Source organism: Tahibacter aquaticus, assembly GCF_004363655.1.
Taxonomy (GTDB): domain Bacteria; phylum Pseudomonadota; class Gammaproteobacteria; order Xanthomonadales; family Rhodanobacteraceae; genus Tahibacter; species Tahibacter aquaticus.
Genome location: NZ_SNZH01000006.1, coordinates 260,589 through 278,310, shown reverse-complemented (window position 1 = coordinate 278,310; position 17,722 = coordinate 260,589). Strand labels below are relative to the sequence as shown.

Genomic DNA, 17,722 nt, shown 5'->3' with positions numbered 1-17,722 from the left:
CGACCATTATCCCTTATTCGCGCAGCGAAGTGACCGCAGCGGCCGCACGGCGGCGGCGCCACCAGAACACCAGGCCGATGCCGATGGCGACCAGGCCCGCAGCGACGAACGGCGCGGCCTGGCGCGCGACCTGCTTGGCCCAGCGGATCTGCTCGACGCGCAGGCGCTTGGCCGCGCCGTCGAAATCCGGCGCCGGGCAGGCACTGCTGCCGAAGGCGCCGCCCCAGCTCACGTAGGCACCCTGCTTCAGATAGCGCCGGTAATAGCCCTGCGCCTGGGCCGGATCGCGGTTGATCAGCCAGCCGGTGGCGCTGCACAGCAGCGCGGCAAATGCCTGCGAACGCGGCGGTACCTGGTCGGCAGCCTGGCTGGCCAGATCGGCGGCGATATGGCGATAGTGGAAACGCTGGTCGGGCTGGGCCGCGCTGGCGGCGATGCGCACCCCTTCGTCGGGGCCGATGAGTTTCTTGTCCTGCTCGGCCAGGTCGTAGCCGCTCAGTTCGTAGTTGCCGCCGAACACGTTCGCATCGGGGCCGAGTTCGGTGCCGAGGATTTCCATGCCCGACTCGCGCGCCAGCGCCGCGGCGCGGAACAGGTTCTGCGCGCGTTCGATGCGCCCGCCCCTGGTGCCGGCCTGGCGTGCCTGGGCGTAGCCGGCGGCCTTGTCGCGCAGTTCGGCCGGGAAATAGGCCAGCGCTTCGTCGTAGCGCTGCAGGCGCAGCAGCCGCCGCGCCAGCAGGCTGCGCAGCTGCTGGTCAGGGTTGGGCGCAACCCAGTTGTTTTCGTCGACCTTGGGCGGGGCGGCAGGCGCCGGCACTTCGCGGTCGACGAACTGCTTCAGCTCGTCCACGCTGAGCACGCGTTCGGCCACCTGGGCTTCGTCGAGCCAGTACTGGCCCTTGCTCGCATGCAGCAGGCGCAAGGCTTCGGCATAGTCGCCGCGGCCCAGCGCCAGGATGGCGCGCTCGCCGTCGACACGGCAGGCCGGTCGCAGCGATTCGTAGGCATAGTCCTCGCCCAGCGAAATGCCCCAGGATTCTTCGCGCGGGAACGCGCGCGAGGCCTGTGCATAGGCTTCGGCCGCGGCCTTGTCGTCGCCTTTGCGCAGCGCGAGCTTGGCCCGCACCCAGTGCGCCAGTGCACTGTCGCTGCGCGGGGCCAGCTTGGCGGCGAGTTCGTAGCGGCCGGCGCGATACGCCGCCGCGGCAACGCGATCGACACCGGCCAGCGAGCCGCTGCCAGCCGCTTCGACGGCGGCGTAGTAGCGCTCGCTCAGTGGGCTGGCCACCATCACGCCGCCCTGCTCGATCTGCAATTCGTTGCTGCGCGTGTAGACGTAAGCCGCCAGCAGTTGCTGCAGCAGCGGGTCGCTCAGTGCCGCAGTGAGTTCGGTTTCGTTGGCGAACAGGCGCCGTGCCAGGAACAGCAGCGAGGCGCGGCCCGAGGCCGAACCCTGCGCTGCCTGCTGTGCATACAGTTTTGCCGCGGCGGGCAGGTTGCCGCGATTCAGATGCAGGCGCGCCTCTTCGCCGAAGCTGGCAACGGCCAGACCTTCGCGATCTTCCGCACCGGCCTTGGCTGCTGCACGCACAGCCTGGAACGCCTGTGCTGCTGCATCGGCCTGGGCTGGCTCGGCACCGGCGCCCAGGGCCTCGTCCAGGGCCAGCCGGGCCAGCATGTAGCGCGCCCACAGGCCGCGCCGGGACTGTGCACCCGGCGGCAGTGCAACCACCGCCTCGAAGCGCTGCCGCGCGACAGCGTAGTCGCCGGCATGGAAGGCGCGCGCGCCAGCAGTATACAAACGCACTTCTTGACTAAGTCCGTCGCCGGCCGCCCAGGCCGCAGCATCGTCGGCGGCCAGGCGCATGGCTTCGGTCTGGGCGTAGCCGGCTTCGCCCAGTTGTTTCTTTTCCAGCTCGATGCGCGAAGCGCCGGGAGCATCCCAGTAGTTTTCCAGCGGCTTGAACTGCGCCGTCTCGCCCGGCAGCAGGCGCGAGACCTCGAAATCGAAGGTGCCGTCGACCAGTTCGTAGACGCTGGCGTGGCGATCGCTGAGCAGTTCGTGCGGGAAATCCGGCCCGCAGGCGGAACTGGGCACGGCGACCAGGGCCAAGGCCAGCAACGGCAAGGCACGGCAGAAAGCCGCGAACAGGCGTGTACGTCCGTGTGCGAAGCGACTCGTGTGCATGCGATTCCGTTCCCCGGCCAGATCACCGCAGCGTAGCCTGCGGGCCGGCCGCAATGCCAGCAGCCGCGGCTACAGCCAGCCTTTCTGCCGTGCCAGCCGGTAGGCTTCGATGCGATTGCCGACGTTGAGCTTGCCGATGGCCTCGGACAGATAGTTGCGCACCGTACCCTGGGACAGATGCAGCTGCGCCGCGACCTCGCCCGCCGACATGCCTTCGCCAGCCAGGCGCAGCACCTGGCGTTCGCGGTCGTTGAGCGGATCGGCTTCGCTCCAGGCATCCACGGCAAGCTGCGGATCGATGGCGCGGCCGCCGCGATGCACCTTGCGCAGCGCTTCGGCCAGCTGCTCGGCCGGCGCATCCTTGAGCAGATAGCCGACGACGCCGGCTTCCAGCGCGCGGCGCAGATAGCCCGGCCGCGCAAACGTGGTGACGATGACGACCTTGCAGCCCAGCGCCTTGTCGCGCACACGCTGGGCCAGTTCCAGCCCGGTCAGGCCGGGCATTTCGATGTCGGTCACCAGTACGTCAGGCAACTGCTGCTCGACCAGCTGCCAGGCCTCCAGCCCGTCGGCCGCCGTGGCGACAACATCCATGTCGCATTCCAGGCGCAGCAGGGCCGACAGCGCGCCGCGCACCATCGCCTGGTCTTCGGCCAGCAGGACTCGGATCATGGCAACGGCTTTCCCTGAAGTGGCGACGGTTCGCGCCCGAGGTTACCCAGGCCGGCGGCGCTACTCAATGCGTGCGCAGCGCGTCGGCAGCCAGGCCGCCGCTCCGCGGCAACGGTACGCGCACGGTCAGCCGCGTGCCCTCGCCGCGCACCGCGTCGACGCGCAACTCGGCGCCACAGGCACGCACGCGTTCGCGCATGCCGGTCAGGCCGTTGCCGGGCACGATGTCGCCGCCGCGGCCGTTGTCCTGTACTTCGACCAGCACCTGGTCGCCGTCCTGCTGCAGGCGCACCGAGGCGCGCGTGGCGCGGGCATGGCGCTGGATGTTGGTGACGGCTTCGCGCACCACCAGGGCCAGGCAGGTTTCCAGTTCGGGCGGCAGCGCAACGCGCTCCAGCTCGTAGTGGAAGGCGGTGCCGTCGGTTTCCAGCATCAGCCTGGCCGAGGCCATTTCCGCCGCCAGCCCGGCCGAGCGGATGCCGGTGACGGCGCGGCGCACCTGCGCCAGCGCGTCGCGCGCGACTCTTTCCACTTCGCGCACTTCTTGCCTGGCCGCCAGTGGGTCGCGTTCCCACAGCCGGTTGGCCAGTTCGGATTTGAGTGCGATCAGCGACAAGGTATGCCCCAGCAGGTCGTGCAAGTCGCGGCCGATGCGCTCGCGCTCGGCCAGCGCGGCGAGACGGCGCACCTCTTCGTGCGACAGGCGCAGCGCCACCTGCTTGCGCTGGTTCTCGCGCATGAAATACGAGCCGACGAAACAGGCCGCGCCAACCAGGTAGGTGATGCCTATGGTCAGCGGTGCGCCGCGGTCGAAGCCGATGAGGTAGAAGGAAAAGCTCGCCGTCATCGCCAGTGCGAACAGCAGCGAGGTACGCAGCGAACCCAGGTGCGGCGCAAACGCACAGGCGTAGATGACCAGGGTGTTGGCAAACGGATTGACCTGTACCAGGGCGCAGCCCAGCGCCCACATCGCCAGCAGCAGCAATACCAGTTCGCGTCCCTTTGCCCAGTAGGCGCGGAAATACAGCGGCAGGAACAGCGCCGCCGCCGCCAGCGTCGGCATCAGCCATTGCGCCGAGGCAATGCGTGGCATCAACAGGGGCAGGAACAGAAAAGCCATGTAGCCCAGGGAAATGAACGAACCCCAGCCCATGTCCAGTTCGGCCGGCACCAGGCGGTCGCGCCAGGCCAGCAATCGCGGGTGATTGAGGGAAATCATGGGTGCATCCTGCCAGTTTCGCTGGCTCAGGGCGTGCGCTGCAGACGCCGCGTAGCAAGGCCCGCTGCAAGCAGGGAAAACAGCAGCAGGTACAGCACATGGCCGAGCGCGCCGCCGCGGCTGGGCTGGTCGACGGCAGCCAGCGCGAGCTGGCCCAGGTGCCAGGCCGGCCACAGCGGCGCCATCGACTGCACAAAACCCGGCAGTACCGACAGCGGCATCCACAGGCCGGACAGGAAGGCCATCGGCAGATAGATCAGATTGGCGATGGCCGGCGCCGCCTGCGCGCCCACGCTGCTGCCGATCAGCAGGCCCAGCGCACAGAACGGCAGCGCGCCGAGCAGCGCGACCAGGCCGAGCAACACGGCCTGCCCCAGGCCCAGGCGCACACCGCCGGCCAGGGTCGCCGTCGACAGCATCAGCGCGAAAATGATCGCCGCGAACAGCAAGGCCATGGCCAGCTTGGCCAGCACGTAGTTCTGGGGCGGCGCCGGCAGCGCGCGCTTGAGCTGCAGCAGGCCGCGTTCGCGGTCGCTGGCCACGCCGACGCCGAAACCGAACAGCCCCGGCGCTATCACGCCGAACACGCAATACGTCGCCAGCATGTACTGCGCATACTGCCCGGCCGAGGCCTTGCCGCTGGGCATCAGCACGCCGAACAGCAGGTAGAACATGACCGGGAAGATCAGCGCCGGCAAAGCGAAGCTCGGCGTGCGCAGCAGGCGCAGGAATTCCAGGCGCGCATCCAGCAACAGGCTGCGGCGGGCAATCGAGTCGAAGGCGATGGCGTTCATCAGGCGGCAACTCCGGTGATGCTGTTGAGGGCTTCGGCCAGGCCGGCGCGGCGCACTTCCAGTTCGCGCAGGCCGCTATCGGCGGCCAGCAGCTGGCGCAGCACCGGCTCGGGCTGCGGCGTGAGCACGCTGAGCCATTCGCCGTCGCGGCTGACACTGTTCACCTGTGGAAAATTCTGTACCTGCTGCGCGGTAAGACTGCTGATGCAGCGGATCTGGCGCTGGCTGACGCGGGCGCGGATCGCCTCGATACTGCCTTCGAAAGCGAGCCGGCCGTTCGCCAGCACCCCGACGCGGTCGGCCAGTGCCTCGGCCTCTTCCAGGTAGTGCGTGGTCAGCACCACGGCGCAGCCTTCGCCGACCAGTTCGCGGATGGTTTTCCAGAATTGCTCGCGCGAGGCCGTATCCATGCCGACGGTAGGCTCGTCCAGGAACAGCAACTCCGGCCGGCCGCACAGGGCCAGGGCGAATTGCACGCGGCGCTGCTGCCCGCCGGAGAGCCGTGCATAGCGCGACGGCAGCAGCGATTCGATGCCCGCCAGCATGGACACATCGGCCAGGCTGCGCGGCTGCGGATAATAGCTGCGCACCTGGGCAATCAGCTCGGCCACGCTGAGCGCATCGGGCAGGCCGGCGCTCTGCAGCATCACGCCGATGCGGCGGCGCGCCGCCAGGCTCTGCGGCGGCTGGCCGAACAGGAACGCCTCGCCCGCGTCGGGCTGCAGCAAACCCAGCAGCAGCGAAATCGCCGTAGTCTTGCCGGCGCCGTTGGGCCCTAGCAGCGCATACACCTCACCGCGCTGCAGCGCCATGTCGACGCCGTCCAGTGCCTGCACCTTGCCGCGCCGCTTGCTCACTGCCACCAGTTGCGCCACGCTTGCCGCATTCATGCCCGTTCTCCGTCTGCGTAAACACAGACTACGCAGGCACGGATCGCCGCCACAGTTGGCAGCATCAGCAATTCGGGTTGACAATCGTCACGCGCACAGCGCTGGGCAGCGGCGCCGGAATTGGCCCCCCCAGGTGCCCAGGAATCGGCCCCGAGGGCCAACCAATATGCTCTGCTAGACTGCGCCCACTTTCGGCACTGTGTGCCCCCCATCTTGCCGGCACATGCCCCTGCGGCGTGTGCCGACCTGTTTCGTGGAGAAAGCCAATGCAGCTGATGACCCAACTCAATGATCTGCGCAGCGCCGCCGGCGCCGTGCGTACGCGTGGCCTGGACGATGCAACCCTGCAGCGTTTCGCCGCGACCTCGCCCGAGCTGGTCAATGCCGTGGCCCAGGCGCATGCGCGTTTCCTCGAACTGAAGACCGCGCTGCCCGAGCTGATCGACCTGGACGAAGCCGAGCAGATGCGCCGCGTGCAGGCCGACTTCATCAATTTCTACGCCGAAGACGCGGTCAACCCGTATGTCGCGCTGGCCGCCGACGGCCCCTGGGTAGTCACCCTGAAAGGCGCCGTACTGCACGACTCCGGCGGCTACGGCATGCTCGGCTTCGGCCACGCGCCCAAGGCCGTGCTCGACGCCATGAGCCAGCCGCAGGTGATGGCCAACGTGATGACGCCGAGCGTGGCACAGCTCAAGCTGTCCAGCGCGCTCAAGGCGGTTATCGGCCGCGATCGCGCCACCTGTCCGTATACGCGTTTCCTGTGCCTCAACTCCGGCTCCGAGTCGGTCTCGCTGGCCTGCCGCATCGCCGACGTCAACGCCAAGCTGATGACCGATGCCGGCGGCCGCTACGCCGGCCGCGCCATCAAGCGTCTGGCCGTCAAGGGCGCGTTCCACGGCCGTACCGAACGTCCGGCGGTGTACTCCGATTCCAGCCGCAAGACCTATGCCCAGCACCTGGCAAGCTTCCGCGACGAATCCAGCCTGCTCACGGTAGAACCGTACAATGTGGACCAGTTGCGCCAGGTCTTTGCCGACGCCGACAAGAACGGCTGGTTCATCGAGGCGATGTTCCTGGAACCGGTCATGGGCGAAGGCGATCCGGGCCGTTCGGTCACGCCGGAGTTCTACGCCGCCGCGCGCGAGCTGACGGAAAAGCACGGTTCGCTGTTCCTGGTCGATTCGATCCAGGCCGGCCTGCGCGCCCACGGCGTGCTGTCGATCGTCGACTACCCCGGCTTCGAAAAGCTGGCGCCGCCGGACATGGAAACCTTCTCCAAGGCGCTCAACGCCGGCCAGTACCCGCTGTCGGTGCTGGGCGTGAACGAACGCGCCGCCGGCCTGTACAAGAAAGGCATCTACGGCAACACCATGACGACCAATCCGCGCGCCATGGACGTGGCCATCGCGGTACTCGGCCTGCTCACGCCGGCAGTGCAGGCGAATATTCGCGACCGCGGCCAGCAATTCCTGCGCAAGCTGGAAGCACTCAAGGCCGAGCTGCCGGGCTTCATCACCAAGGTACAGGGCACCGGCCTGCTGTTCTCCTGCGAGCTCAGCGCCGAGTTCAAGTGCTACGGCAGCAACAGCACCGAGGAATACATGCGCGAACAGGGTTTCGGCGTGATCCACGGCGGCACCAACTCGCTGCGCTTCACTCCGCATTTCACGATTACCGACGCCGAGGTCGACCTGGTCGTCGACGGCGTACGCCAGGCTCTGCTGAACGGTCCGCGCAAGAGCGCCGACGCCAAGGCAGCCTGATACCGCACAACGCTCCGCCGCCGCGGCTGCTCGCCGCACGGCCACAGGAAGTGGCCACCGCGGCGGCGGAGCGTCTTTTTTGACGACTTGGGCAAGCGTGCAGCGCGCGGCTTTCGTGGCCATCAGCTTGCCGTCCCAAGCCTCGCCAGGCGAAACCCGGGCCGCCGCTCGATGCAAGGTGGCTCGTCGACCAAAAGCAAAATCCGAACACGGGAAGTTTCTTCGATTCGAGCAAAAAGCCGCGCTTGCGCGGCTTTTTGCTTTTCGCCACGCCGCCGCACCGCGACTCGGTTAACCTCGGCACTCCGCCGCTGCCCAGCCCTGACCATGAGCCTGCGCAAGAAACTCGCCGATTTCGGTTTCGAGTCGAACGACGACTACGACTACCCGCTGCGCTGCCTGTTCGAAGCCGAGATCGCCCACCTGCGCTGCCTCAACATCAGTGGCAATTCCGGCCGGCGCAAGACGGCGCTGGCCAATGCCCTGGGCCATGCGCTGGACTATCCGCACCTGCTCTATCACGACTTCAGCAGCAGCGAAGCACCGCCGCCGACCATCGTGCTGAGCGAAGACGGCGACGGCGCGCTGGAGGCACCGCTGCGGGCGTTCGAGCGCAGCATGAGCGAGGCCTGTGCCTATTCCGAAGGCGCGCGCACGCTGCTGATCCTGGACCAGCTGCAGGCCGCCGACTTCCACGACCATATCCGCCTCTACCATTTCGTGCAGTCGCGCGAATGGGTTTCGCCCCAGGGCACGGCCGTAGCCAATCCGAACAACCTGCTGCTGGTGCTGATTGCGGAAGAGCCGCTCTACCATTCGCTGGCCAAGGTGAGCTTCCGCATCCACGCCGACGACAGCCACGGCCATCTCGACTATCGCCCGGAAGACTTCGGTCTCGACGCCAGCGCCGGCGAATTCATGGCAGCGCTGGGCCGCCTGTTCGGCACGATGGGGCAAAGTCCGACACCGCGCGAATATGCGCATATTCTCGCCGACGTGCATCAGCGCATACGCACGGCCGAGCATCTGCGCCAGAGCCTGTTCGGCTGGATGGAAGGGCTGGACCGGGCACTGTTGCAGAGCAGTGCGCTGCAGCAACCACTGGAAAGCGCGGTACAGGCCATCAACCGTTATCTCGGCATCGAGGAAATCGAGCTGGGCTAGCACGACCGCACCGTACTGCGCGACCAGCACCCCTTCAGCACGGCAACAGTAACCAGCGGCGAAGCGCAAGCTCCCGCTGACTCAGTTCACGCCAATGATGCTGCTCTGCGGCGCGCTCGGCGAACAGGCGCAGGCCCGGCAGTACCAGACGGTACCGTCGCTACGCAATCGAGACAGCCTGTGCATCGCGCTGTACGCGCACAAAAAAACGTATCAATCGACGTGTCGCCGCATTCGCAAGACTAGACCGGCGGGCGCCTGGGCGCCGGCATTCCTTGTCCTCGCGTACGCATTGATGAAATCCGCCATCGTCGTCATACCTCTGTACAAAACTTTACTTTGCCACAATGAACGCCTGGCCTTCGAACGCGCGCTTCACACGCTGTCACACCGACGGTTCTCGATCGCCTGCCCGACCGGCCTCGATCTGGCGCCGCTCGCCGAGTCGCTCGCGCGTGTCGACCACGACGTGCGCCGCTTCGACACACACTGGTTCGACGGCATCGAAGGCTACAACCGCCTGATGTTGTCGCCGACGTTCTACGACACCTTCGCCGACGCCGAGTACCTGCTCATCTGCCAGACCGACGCGTTCGTATTCGAAGACCGGCTCGACGCGTGGCTCGACAAGGGCTACGACTACGTCGGGGCGCCGTGGATCGCCTCGCCGCAAACCGCAGCGACGCGCTTCCTGCGGCGCATCAACGACGCGTTCCGCAAACGCCGCAAGAACACCGCTCACTGGTTCAAGGTCGGCAACGGCGGCTTCTCGCTACGCAACGTATCGACAATGCGCCGGATCGTCACGACACAGCGCGAGAATATCGTTCGCCTGCAGGACGTGGCAGACCACAGCGGCCATCACATCGAAGACCTCTACTTTTCTATCGTCGCGCCGAAGCTGACGCGCATGCGCATTCCCGACTATCGCGAAGCGGTCGACTTCTGCATTGATCGCAAACCCGACGTCGCGCTACGCCTGAACGGCGGCAAGCTGCCGATCGCCTGCCACCGCTTCTTCGACCGCGGGACAAGGCGCTTCTGGGCACCGATCATCGCACGCAGCATCGCTACGCCCACGAAGCCCAACGCTGCCTAGAGCCTCTGCCGGCGCCGTGTCGGGCGCATGCGACAGACTCGGTGTTTTGCCGAATGTCCGACGCATCCAGGACGCTGCTATTTCTTGTCGGCCACCGCCAGCGGCAGAAGCGGCTGCCGCGTTGCATCCCAGCTCGCCGACGCCTCGCGCAGTGCAGCGATGCGCGCTGCGTCGGCGGGATGCGTCGACAGCAGCGTCGGCACCGCGATGCCGAATTGCGCCTGGTAGTCGGCCAGTACTTCGAACACCGCAGCCGTACCGCCGGCATGGCCGTAGACCGCGCGCACGGCCTGCACTGCCGCCGTGTCGGCCAGGCTTTCAGCGCGGCGTGAATAGCCCATCTGCACCAGGCCGGCCATGGCCGGCGCAATCTTCTCCGCATCGGCGCCGAGCAACAGCAGGCCCAGGCTCAGTCCGGCGCTGCTGCCGGCCGCCGCGATGGGGTCGCGTTCGCGCAGATGCGCGATCTCGTGCGCCAGCACCAGCGCCAGTGCATTCTCGCTGGGCATGCGCCGGTACAGGCCGCGTGTCACCACGATATGCCCGCCGAGCGTCGCAAACGCATTCGGCACATCGCTGGCGGACAGATGCACCCGCAGCGTCATGTCCGCCGGCAATTGCATGGTTGCCGCCAAGGACTGGACCAGGCGATCCAGATAGGCCGCCAGCTGCGCATCGTCGTCGCGTTCGACCAGCGCGCCGAGGCCGACAATGCGCTCGCCGACCCAGCGCTGTTCCAGCGAAAACGGCAGCTGCCGCGCCAGCCAGCCGCCGCACAGATACAGCAGCACGCTCAACGCCAGCACACACACACCGAGCCCGGCGAGCAGGCGCAGGAACTCGCCGACCGGGTGATCGCGCGCTACGTTGACCTCGTGCGGAACCTCGGGGTTTTCGTAGCTCATGCCGCTACAGTCAATGCATCCGGCAGCTTTACCGCAGCGCGCGGCGGAATCAGCGCCGTGCCGTAGGCGATGAATTCCGCCGAAAAGATTCCGCTCTTGCCACTGCCGTCGCTGCCCAGACTGGCAGTCTCCAGCTTGACGTTGAACACCATGCTCGCACCGAGCTGCCGCGCCTGTTGCTTCATGCGCACGATAGCCTCGCGCCGACCGCGGTCGAGCAGCGATTCGTACGTGGTGAGGTTGCCGCCGAACAGGCTTTTCAGTCCGGCCACGGTGCCTTTGAAATAGTCCTCGGCGATGACGACCGAGCCCATGACCAGGGCCGAGCGCTCGAACGGCCGGTCCTGCGGCGGACGTTTCTCGCTGAATACAAGGATGCCGCGCAGCAGCAGCTCGCGCTGCTTCAGTTCACGGAAATGACGCTGCTCTGCGGCGCGCCCGGCGAACAGGCCCACGCCCAGCAGCACCAGGAAAATGCTGAGGTTGATGATCAGTTCCATGCTTACTCCACCACGACGGCGGTGCCGTAGGCCATCACCTCGGCCGCGCCTGCGGCGATGTTAGAAGTGGAAAATCGAACATTGAGTACAGCGTTGGCGCCGGTCGCGCGGGCCTGCTGCACCATGCGCCTGATCGCCTCGTCGCGGGCTTCGTTGAGCAGCTCGGTATACGACTTCAGTTCGCCGCCGACGATGTTCTTCAGCCCGGCCAGAAGATCCTTGCCCGCGTGCTTGGCGCGCACGGTCGACCCCTGTACCAGGCCCAGGTGCTTGACGATGGTCTTGTTCGGCAGGGTGTCCAGATTGCTCAGTTCCATGATGCGCGGTGACCTCGATGCATTGGCTGTGACGGCGGCAATCGCCGTGGCCGAAGTATCGCATCGAGTGGCGACGACACAAGTTCGATGCAAATCATTTTCAAATTTGCACACGCCGGAGCATGGCTGTTTTCGTTGACAACAACCCATATATGTCCCATCTTTTTATCAAGGGACATGCGAGAGTCTTCGCCTCGGATCCCTTTTTTCCCAGGAAACCGGAGGTAGTCGCGACATCAGCAAACGCACCATCGCAGCATCGGACGATCAGGGACGGCCATCGCGGCGAAGCAAAAAAATCTGCTTACCACGCCTACGCAAGGAGTTTTCCATGCAACCCACGCATTCGACGCTGAGCCGCCGGCTCAGCCATCTGGTTCTGGTCGCCGCCCTGTTGCCGGGCGCGCTGGCCCTGGGCGCCGCCACCGTCAGGGCCGCGGCCGAAGCGCCACTGCCCGATCTGATCGACGACTCGGTCACGGCCACCGGACAGGACTACGCCATCATGTGCAACACCTGCACGTCGATGAACGATTTCATCAACAAGGCGCTGACGACGTATCCCCGCGTCCGCGAGAGCCACGCCTTCGTCTACAACCTCAGCCGCGGCGAAGTGCGCGGCATCGCGCTGGAGTGGGATCCGGAAACGCAAAGACAGATCGGCGGCTATGAAATCGCCACCCACGCGCATCTGCGCACCTACGTGCAGCAGGCCGGCGAACTTTATCGGCGCAACAACAACAGCCTCGGTTTCAAGCTGATTGCGCGCGGCGACGGCTCGGTGTACTGGAAAACCAACGCGGGCGCTACGGTGGAACTGCGCCTGGCCGGCGTAGGTCGCACACCGACGGGACGCCCGCCCGGTTCCGAAGCCCACGGCGGATCTTCCGTCAATGCCGACACCATGCCCGGCGTGAACAGCCCGATCGATACACGCGGCTACGTCTTCTCGAACAACTTCAACGACATTCACCCCAACTTCCCGGCCACCAGCTATGACCTCGGCTTCGGCCTGCCCGGCTCGATCAACAACTTCGTGCGCGATCAGGTGGGCACTTTGCCCAACGGCGGCGTCGCCGGCATCTTCAACGGCACGGTGCAGTCCTCGATCGGCGGTACCGCGCCGATGAACCTCGTGCAGGGCGGCCAGCAGATCACCAAGCAGATCCAGTCGCAGGTGACCGTGATAGTGCCGATGAAGGACGGCGGTTTTGCCATCGTGCGCTACGACCCGGTCACCGCCGAAGTCGTGCTGAAAGAGGTGCAGGACTCGCAGGGCTTGCAGCTGCCGTTGGGCAATGGCAACCCCATTGCCTACTTCACCAACCGCCAGTTCAACTTCAGCAATACACCGCGCGGCCAGCAGGGACTGAACGCCTTGCAGGACTGGGCCGATCGCAACGGCATTCCAATCACCGACATGAGCGGCCCGGGTAGCGGTGGCAGCGTGCGCTGCAGCAGCCGCGGGCCTAACGAGATCGAATGCACCATCATGCCGCGTTGAACAAACGGCGGCGCGAACCTGCAACGGCCCGGCACTCTTGCCGGGCCGTTGTGCATTGGGCTTGCGCAATGTGCGGCAAAGCCTTGCGCCTGCCCGTAACGCGCAGGCGCAAGGCAGTATCCGCGCCGCTTACCAGATCAGATCGGCCGGCACGTCGTCTTCGAGCGGCGCATTCGGATCGACCAGCAGCACCAGCGCCTCGGCCGCGATCGCCTTGGCCTTCTGCGCGACATCGAGCGTGACCAGCAGGTAGCGGCCGTTCTGCTGCACCACGCCAAGCTCGCCACGGTTCACCGCAGCCAGCTGTTCCTGAGTGCAATAGATGCGGCGGATCTTGCCGCCATGTTCGAAATGCCGCGCATGTTCGGCATCGGCCACGTTCAGCGCGCTGCCGTTGAGCAGCTTGCTCATCTGCTCCTTGCGCTCGCGCTTTTCCTTCGCCTTCTGCTCGGCTTCGCGCTGGACGCGTTCGCGCTCTTCGCGCTCGCTGCGGGCGCGCAGCGCATAGGCCTGGGCCAGATCGGGTTCGCCGCCTTCGGTACGGGCGGGACGCGGTGCCTGTGGCTTGCCCTGGCCGGCAGATGGCTGCGCCGGCCTGGCCGGCCCTGGCCGGCGCGGATCGGGCCTGGCACCGTTGCGCGGGCCGGAAGACTTGCCCGGCTCGCTGCTGTCGGGACGCGCGGCCGGCTTGGCCTCGGATTTCAATTTCTGGACCAGTCCACTTTTCAACAACTGGTCACGCAGGGAGTCGGCCATATCGGTTCTTCTTGCAGACGGCGGTTGCGGTGTCGGTGATTCAGTAGTGCGGTGGCGGTGGTTCGCTGGCCGAGTCGTGACTCAGCGACGAACGCACGACACCGAGCTCGGCATGCAGGCGGCGGAATTCCTCGCGCATGTCGCCAAGCAGACGATCGTGTGCTGCAAGGGTGGAATTGAGTACGGCGACCGTATCTTCAAGGAAGGCAAAGCGCACTTCCAGCTCGGTCAGGCGTTCTTCCAGGGTAGTGGCAATCGGCATTTCAGCCCAACTTCTCGATCAGGTGGCGGCCATGGCGCGATCCTACCAGCCCACGCGCTTCGCGTTCGGCAAGACGGCGATCGGCTTCGGCCATTTCGCTGACCAGGGCGGAAAATCCGGTGCGCGGATACCAGCCAAGGTCGCGTCGTGCGCGGCTCGCGTCGCCGACCAGCGTATCGACTTCCGCCGGACGGAAGTAGCGTGCGTGGATGCGTACCAGCACATCGCCGGGCTGCAGCGTGGAACCCTCCAGGCCGCAGCGCAGCACATGTGCGTATTCGTCCGCGCCATCGCCGCAGAATTCCAGTTCCAGCTGCAGCGCAGCAGCGGCCTCGCGCACGAAATCGCGCACCGTATACTGCGTACCTGTAGCAATGACGTAGTCGCGCGGCTGCTCCTGCTGCAGCATCAGCCATTGTGCTTCGACATAGTCGCGCGCATGGCCCCAGTCGCGCCGCGCATCCAGATTGCCCAGATAGACACACTGCTGCAGGCCGTAGGCGCAACGCGCCAGGCCGCGCGTGATCTTTCGTGTGACGAAGGTTTCGCCGCGCAGCGGCGATTCATGATTGAACAGAATACCGCTGCAGGCGAACAGCCCGTGTGCCTCGCGGTAATTCTGCGTGATCCAGTGCGCATACAGCTTGGCCACGCCGTAAGGCGAACGCGGATGAAACGGCGTGTCCTCGTTCTGCGGCGTTTCGCGCACCTGGCCGAACAGCTCTGAGGACGACGCCTGATAGAAGCGGCAGCGCTCGCCCAGGCCGAGTACACGCATGGCTTCAAGCATGCGCAAGGTGCCCAGGGCATCCGCGTTAGCAGTGAATTCCGGCTCCTCGAACGACACGGCCACATGGCTTTGCGCACCGAGGTTGTAGATCTCGTCCGGCTGCACCAGCTGCATCACCCGCAACAGGCTGAGCGAATCGGTGAGGTCGCCATAGTGCAGGTGCACCTTGGGCACGGCCTCGTCGAACTCGTGATACAGATGATCGATGCGCTCGGAATTGAATGACGAAGTACGCCGCTTGATGCCGTGTACTTCATAGCCCTTGCCTAGCAGCAATTCGGCCAGATAGGCACCGTCCTGGCCGGTGATGCCGGTAATCAACGCGCGTTTCGTCACGACTGCCCTGTCCTGTTCAGCCGGCCTGGACACGGGCGACGCTGCGCCCGCGGCCAATGCCGTAATACGCGATGCCAGCCGCTTCGACGGCGAGCGGATCGTAGATATTGCGGCCGTCGAAAATGACGGCGGATTTCAGCCGCGTCGCCAACACTTTGAAATCCGGACTGCGGAACGCTTTCCATTCCGTCACTACGACCAATGCATCGGCGTCTTGCAAGGCCTGTTGTGCCTGTTCGCACAACACCAGATCGGCACGCTCGCCGAATATCTGCCGGGCTTCCTCGCGCGCCTCGGGATCGAAGGCCTGCACGCGCGCACCGGCCTGCCAGAGCTGTTCCAGCAGGCGCCGGCTCGGCGCTTCGCGCATGTCGTCGGTATTCGGCTTGAAGGCCAGCCCCCAGACGGCGATCGTGCGGCCGCCGAGGTCATTGCCGAAATGCTGGCAGATCAGCTCGAACAGGCGGCTTTTCTGTGCCTCGTTGACCTGCTCTACCGCCTGCAGCAGCGACGCTTCGTAGCCGCCAGCACGGGCAATGCGATGCAGCGCCTGCACGTCCTTGGGAAAGCAGGAGCCGCCGTAGCCGGCACCGGGATAGATGAAGTGATAGCCAATGCGTGGATCCGAACCGATGCCGTGGCGCACCTGCTCGATATCGGCGCCGACGCGCTCGGCAATATTCGCCATCTCGTTCATGAAGCTGATCTTGGTTGCCAGCATGGCGTTGGCGGCGTACTTGGTCAGCTCGGCCGATCGCACGTCCATCAGCACGATGCGATCGTGATTGCGGTTGAACGGCGCATAGAGCCGGCGCAGCACGGTGATCGCCTTGGCACTGTCGCTGCCGATGACGATGCGGTCGGGGCGCATGCAGTCGTTGACGGCATCGCCTTCCTTGAGGAATTCGGGATTGGAAACGACGTCGAAGTCGATCGCGATGCCACGCCCGGCCAGCACATCCGCGATCGTCGCGCGAACGCGGTCGGCGGTACCGACGGGAACCGTGGATTTGTTTACTATGATACTTCCGGCGCCGAGATGCTGGCCGATGGTGCGCGCGACAGCCAGTACGTGAGTCAGGTCAGCACTGCCGTCCTCGCCCGGCGGCGTGCCGACGGCGATGAAAATCACGTCGCCATGGGCAATAGCCGGGGCGGCTTCGGTGGTGAAGGCGAGGCGGCCGGCGGCGTGGTTGGCCAGTACCAACTCTTCCAGGCCGGGCTCGTAGATCGGAATTTCGCCACGGCCCAGGCGCTCGATCTTGCCCGCATCGACGTCGACGCAGACGACAGCATTGCCCATCTCCGCCAGGCAGGTGCCGGTAACCAGGCCGACATAACCGGTGCCGAAAACGGTGACGTTCATGCGGGGCGGGATCCTGACGTCAAAGAGCGGGAATTCTAGCAGGGGGCAAGTATGGACGGCGCCAACGAAAAAGGCGCGGCGATGAACGCCGCGCCTTCGTTGTCGCCAGGTATTGCGCTTACTTCGTTGCGGGCTTGGCCGCAGCGGCCGGATCTGCCGGCTTGGCAGCGGCTTCCGGCGGCACGATCTTGATCAGTTCGACGTCGAAGGTCAGCGTTGCGTTCGGGCCGATCGGGCCCGGACCGTTTTCGCCGTAGGCCAGGTTGGCCGGGATGAAGAACTTGTACTTGGAACCGACCGGCATCAGCTGCAGGCCTTCGGTCCAGCCCGGGATCACGCCCTTGAGCGGGAAGGTAGCCGGTTCGCCGCGATCGACCGAGCTGTCGAACTTGGTGCCGTCGAGCAGGGTGCCGGTGTAGTGGACCTGTACGGTGTCGGTGTCCTTCGGCTTCGGACCGGTGCCGGCCTTGACGACTTCGTACTGCAGGCCCGAAGCGGTCGTGGTCACGCCCTTCTTGGCCTTGTTCTTGGCCAGGAATTCATCGCCGGCCTTCTTGTTGGTCTCGGCCTTGGTCTTTTCTTCCGCAGCGCGCTTGGCCTGCAGCTTGGTCATGAAATCCTGGCGAACCTTCAGGGCTTCTTCCTGGGTCAGCGCGGTCTTGTCGCCCTTGACCGAAGCCTGCAGGGCCTGGATCACCACGGCCATGTCGATTTCGTCCTTGATCGAGGCCAGGCCTTTGCCCACGTCCATACCGACCATGTAGCTGACCTTGTCCTTTTCGGTCTTCAGCTCCTGGGCAAACGCACCGCCCGCGGTGCCGAGCGCCGCGACGACGGCGGCAGCGGTCAGGCTCTTCTGCAGAAACTTGCTCATCTATTGCTCCTGAATGGATATGTGTAGGCGGCCCGACGGCCGCTAGGCACTACGGGGGCGCCGTATTGTGGAGACGCGGCGGGTTGAAGGCAAACGTCCGGCGGGGTGCGACCCCGTATCCGGCGGAGAGTTCCCGGTCCAGGCGAATACGCAGACATTCCCACTACGGTTGCCGCCTTTGCCGGCGAGGGCGACATTCTTATAGGTATGTCTCAGAGCAGGAGACGAACCGCCCCGAACCGCCGCCAAGCATGGCGGCTGCCGCAAGCGCGCCCTGTGCCGTCGATCACAAATACGCCGGTCACGACCGCATGGGTCCA

At 65.7% G+C, this 17,722-nt stretch carries 17 protein-coding genes; 4 read left to right on the top strand and 13 right to left on the bottom strand.

Annotation, left to right across the window (positions count from 1 at the left end):
• Nucleotides 1-13: 13 nt before the first annotated feature.
• The 5 genes from DFR29_RS11860 to DFR29_RS11840 form a co-directional block, all read right to left on the bottom strand.
• Complete coding sequence (locus DFR29_RS11860; RefSeq protein WP_133818810.1) at nt 14-2,188, bottom strand: hypothetical protein; 2,175 nt, start codon at nt 2,186-2,188, stop codon at nt 14-16.
• A gap of 69 nt (nt 2,189-2,257) precedes the next feature.
• Complete coding sequence (locus DFR29_RS11855; RefSeq protein ID WP_133818809.1) at nt 2,258-2,860, bottom strand: response regulator transcription factor; 603 nt, start codon at nt 2,858-2,860, stop codon at nt 2,258-2,260.
• A gap of 64 nt (nt 2,861-2,924) precedes the next feature.
• Nucleotides 2,925-4,079 carry a sensor histidine kinase gene (locus DFR29_RS11850; protein WP_133818808.1) on the bottom strand — a complete coding sequence of 385 codons (1,155 nt, stop codon included), beginning with the start codon at nt 4,077-4,079 and terminating at the stop codon, nt 2,925-2,927.
• Between the two features lie 26 nt (nt 4,080-4,105).
• Nucleotides 4,106-4,873, bottom strand: coding sequence for an ABC transporter permease (locus tag DFR29_RS11845; RefSeq protein WP_133818807.1), 768 nt, complete (start codon nt 4,871-4,873; stop codon nt 4,106-4,108).
• Nucleotides 4,873-5,763, bottom strand: coding sequence for an ABC transporter ATP-binding protein (locus tag DFR29_RS11840; RefSeq protein WP_133818806.1), 891 nt, complete (start codon nt 5,761-5,763; stop codon nt 4,873-4,875). The genes DFR29_RS11845 and DFR29_RS11840 overlap by 1 nt, the downstream gene beginning before the upstream one ends.
• A 266-nt stretch (nt 5,764-6,029) precedes the next feature.
• Here DFR29_RS11840 and DFR29_RS11835 point away from each other — a divergent pair, with 266 nt between their 5' ends.
• The 3 genes from DFR29_RS11835 to DFR29_RS11825 all read left to right on the top strand — a co-directional run bounded on the left by DFR29_RS11835 (nt 6,030) and on the right by DFR29_RS11825 (nt 9,792).
• Nucleotides 6,030-7,529 carry an aminotransferase class III-fold pyridoxal phosphate-dependent enzyme gene (locus DFR29_RS11835; protein WP_133818805.1) on the top strand — a complete coding sequence of 500 codons (1,500 nt, stop codon included), beginning with the start codon at nt 6,030-6,032 and terminating at the stop codon, nt 7,527-7,529.
• A 327-nt stretch (nt 7,530-7,856) separates the two neighbouring features.
• A complete protein-coding gene (locus DFR29_RS11830; protein ID WP_133818804.1) occupies nt 7,857-8,693 on the top strand; it encodes a hypothetical protein in 837 nt (278 codons plus the stop codon).
• Between the two features lie 94 nt (nt 8,694-8,787).
• The gene (locus DFR29_RS11825) at nt 8,788-9,792 is read left to right on the top strand and encodes a DUF5672 family protein (protein WP_133818803.1); all 1,005 of its coding nucleotides are present in this window, start codon (nt 8,788-8,790) and stop codon (nt 9,790-9,792) included.
• 77 nt (nt 9,793-9,869) lie between these two features.
• Here DFR29_RS11825 and DFR29_RS11820 read toward each other — a convergent pair whose 3' ends face one another.
• From DFR29_RS11820 to DFR29_RS11810, 3 genes are read right to left on the bottom strand one after another with little or no spacing between them, the layout of a single operon-like run.
• Nucleotides 9,870-10,697 carry a M48 family metallopeptidase gene (locus DFR29_RS11820; RefSeq protein ID WP_133818802.1) on the bottom strand — a complete coding sequence of 276 codons (828 nt, stop codon included), beginning with the start codon at nt 10,695-10,697 and terminating at the stop codon, nt 9,870-9,872.
• Nucleotides 10,694-11,197 (bottom strand): YbjQ family protein, encoded by a 504-nt coding sequence (locus tag DFR29_RS11815; protein ID WP_133818801.1) that lies wholly within the window; start codon nt 11,195-11,197, stop codon nt 10,694-10,696. Before DFR29_RS11815 ends, DFR29_RS11820 begins: the two co-directional genes overlap by 4 nt.
• 2 nt (nt 11,198-11,199) lie before the next feature.
• Nucleotides 11,200-11,514, bottom strand: coding sequence for a YbjQ family protein (locus DFR29_RS11810; RefSeq protein ID WP_133818800.1), 315 nt, complete (start codon nt 11,512-11,514; stop codon nt 11,200-11,202).
• 331 nt (nt 11,515-11,845) lie between these two features.
• On the opposite strand from DFR29_RS11810, the gene DFR29_RS11805 reads away from it, so the two are divergent.
• Nucleotides 11,846-13,018, top strand: a complete 1,173-nt coding sequence (locus DFR29_RS11805; RefSeq protein ID WP_133818799.1) for a hypothetical protein — start codon at nt 11,846-11,848, stop codon at nt 13,016-13,018.
• Nucleotides 13,019-13,147: 129 nt separating this feature from the next.
• On the opposite strand, the gene DFR29_RS11800 is transcribed toward DFR29_RS11805, so the two are convergent.
• From DFR29_RS11800 to bamJ, 5 genes are all read right to left on the bottom strand, one after another.
• A complete protein-coding gene (locus DFR29_RS11800; protein WP_133818798.1) occupies nt 13,148-13,774 on the bottom strand; it encodes a DUF2058 family protein in 627 nt (208 codons plus the stop codon).
• Nucleotides 13,775-13,814: 40 nt separating this feature from the next.
• Nucleotides 13,815-14,036: a SlyX family protein gene (locus DFR29_RS11795; protein ID WP_133818797.1), complete on the bottom strand. Its 222-nt coding sequence runs from the start codon at nt 14,034-14,036 to the stop codon at nt 13,815-13,817.
• Between the two features lies 1 nt (nt 14,037).
• Nucleotides 14,038-15,162 carry a GDP-mannose 4,6-dehydratase gene (gmd, locus tag DFR29_RS11790; RefSeq protein WP_133818796.1) on the bottom strand — a complete coding sequence of 375 codons (1,125 nt, stop codon included), beginning with the start codon at nt 15,160-15,162 and terminating at the stop codon, nt 14,038-14,040.
• Nucleotides 15,163-15,178: 16 nt separating this feature from the next.
• Nucleotides 15,179-16,528, bottom strand: a complete 1,350-nt coding sequence (locus DFR29_RS11785; RefSeq protein ID WP_133818795.1) for a UDP-glucose dehydrogenase family protein — start codon at nt 16,526-16,528, stop codon at nt 15,179-15,181.
• Between the two features lie 118 nt (nt 16,529-16,646).
• Nucleotides 16,647-17,402, bottom strand: coding sequence for a BamJ family beta-barrel-assembly machinery protein (gene bamJ, locus DFR29_RS11780; protein ID WP_166654043.1), 756 nt, complete (start codon nt 17,400-17,402; stop codon nt 16,647-16,649).
• Between the last annotated feature and the right edge of the window lie 320 nt (nt 17,403-17,722).

Coding starts and splice junctions, on each gene's coding strand:
- DFR29_RS11845 (WP_133818807.1), bottom strand. CDS start 4,873: ATGAACGCCATCGCCTTCGACTCGATTGCCCGCCGCAGCCTGTTGCTG.
- DFR29_RS11815 (WP_133818801.1), bottom strand. CDS start 11,197: ATGGAACTGATCATCAACCTCAGCATTTTCCTGGTGCTGCTGGGCGTG.
- DFR29_RS11840 (WP_133818806.1), bottom strand. CDS start 5,763: ATGAATGCGGCAAGCGTGGCGCAACTGGTGGCAGTGAGCAAGCGGCGC.
- DFR29_RS11810 (WP_133818800.1), bottom strand. CDS start 11,514: ATGGAACTGAGCAATCTGGACACCCTGCCGAACAAGACCATCGTCAAG.
- DFR29_RS11825 (WP_133818803.1), top strand. CDS start 8,788: ATGATGCTGCTCTGCGGCGCGCTCGGCGAACAGGCGCAGGCCCGGCAG.
- DFR29_RS11850 (WP_133818808.1), bottom strand. CDS start 4,079: ATGATTTCCCTCAATCACCCGCGATTGCTGGCCTGGCGCGACCGCCTG.
- bamJ (WP_166654043.1), bottom strand. CDS start 17,402: ATGAGCAAGTTTCTGCAGAAGAGCCTGACCGCTGCCGCCGTCGTCGCG.
- DFR29_RS11835 (WP_133818805.1), top strand. CDS start 6,030: ATGCAGCTGATGACCCAACTCAATGATCTGCGCAGCGCCGCCGGCGCC.
- DFR29_RS11830 (WP_133818804.1), top strand. CDS start 7,857: ATGAGCCTGCGCAAGAAACTCGCCGATTTCGGTTTCGAGTCGAACGAC.
- DFR29_RS11795 (WP_133818797.1), bottom strand. CDS start 14,036: ATGCCGATTGCCACTACCCTGGAAGAACGCCTGACCGAGCTGGAAGTG.
- DFR29_RS11785 (WP_133818795.1), bottom strand. CDS start 16,528: ATGAACGTCACCGTTTTCGGCACCGGTTATGTCGGCCTGGTTACCGGC.
- DFR29_RS11820 (WP_133818802.1), bottom strand. CDS start 10,697: ATGAGCTACGAAAACCCCGAGGTTCCGCACGAGGTCAACGTAGCGCGC.
- DFR29_RS11805 (WP_133818799.1), top strand. CDS start 11,846: ATGCAACCCACGCATTCGACGCTGAGCCGCCGGCTCAGCCATCTGGTT.
- DFR29_RS11800 (WP_133818798.1), bottom strand. CDS start 13,774: ATGGCCGACTCCCTGCGTGACCAGTTGTTGAAAAGTGGACTGGTCCAG.
- DFR29_RS11855 (WP_133818809.1), bottom strand. CDS start 2,860: ATGATCCGAGTCCTGCTGGCCGAAGACCAGGCGATGGTGCGCGGCGCG.
- DFR29_RS11860 (WP_133818810.1), bottom strand. CDS start 2,188: ATGCACACGAGTCGCTTCGCACACGGACGTACACGCCTGTTCGCGGCT.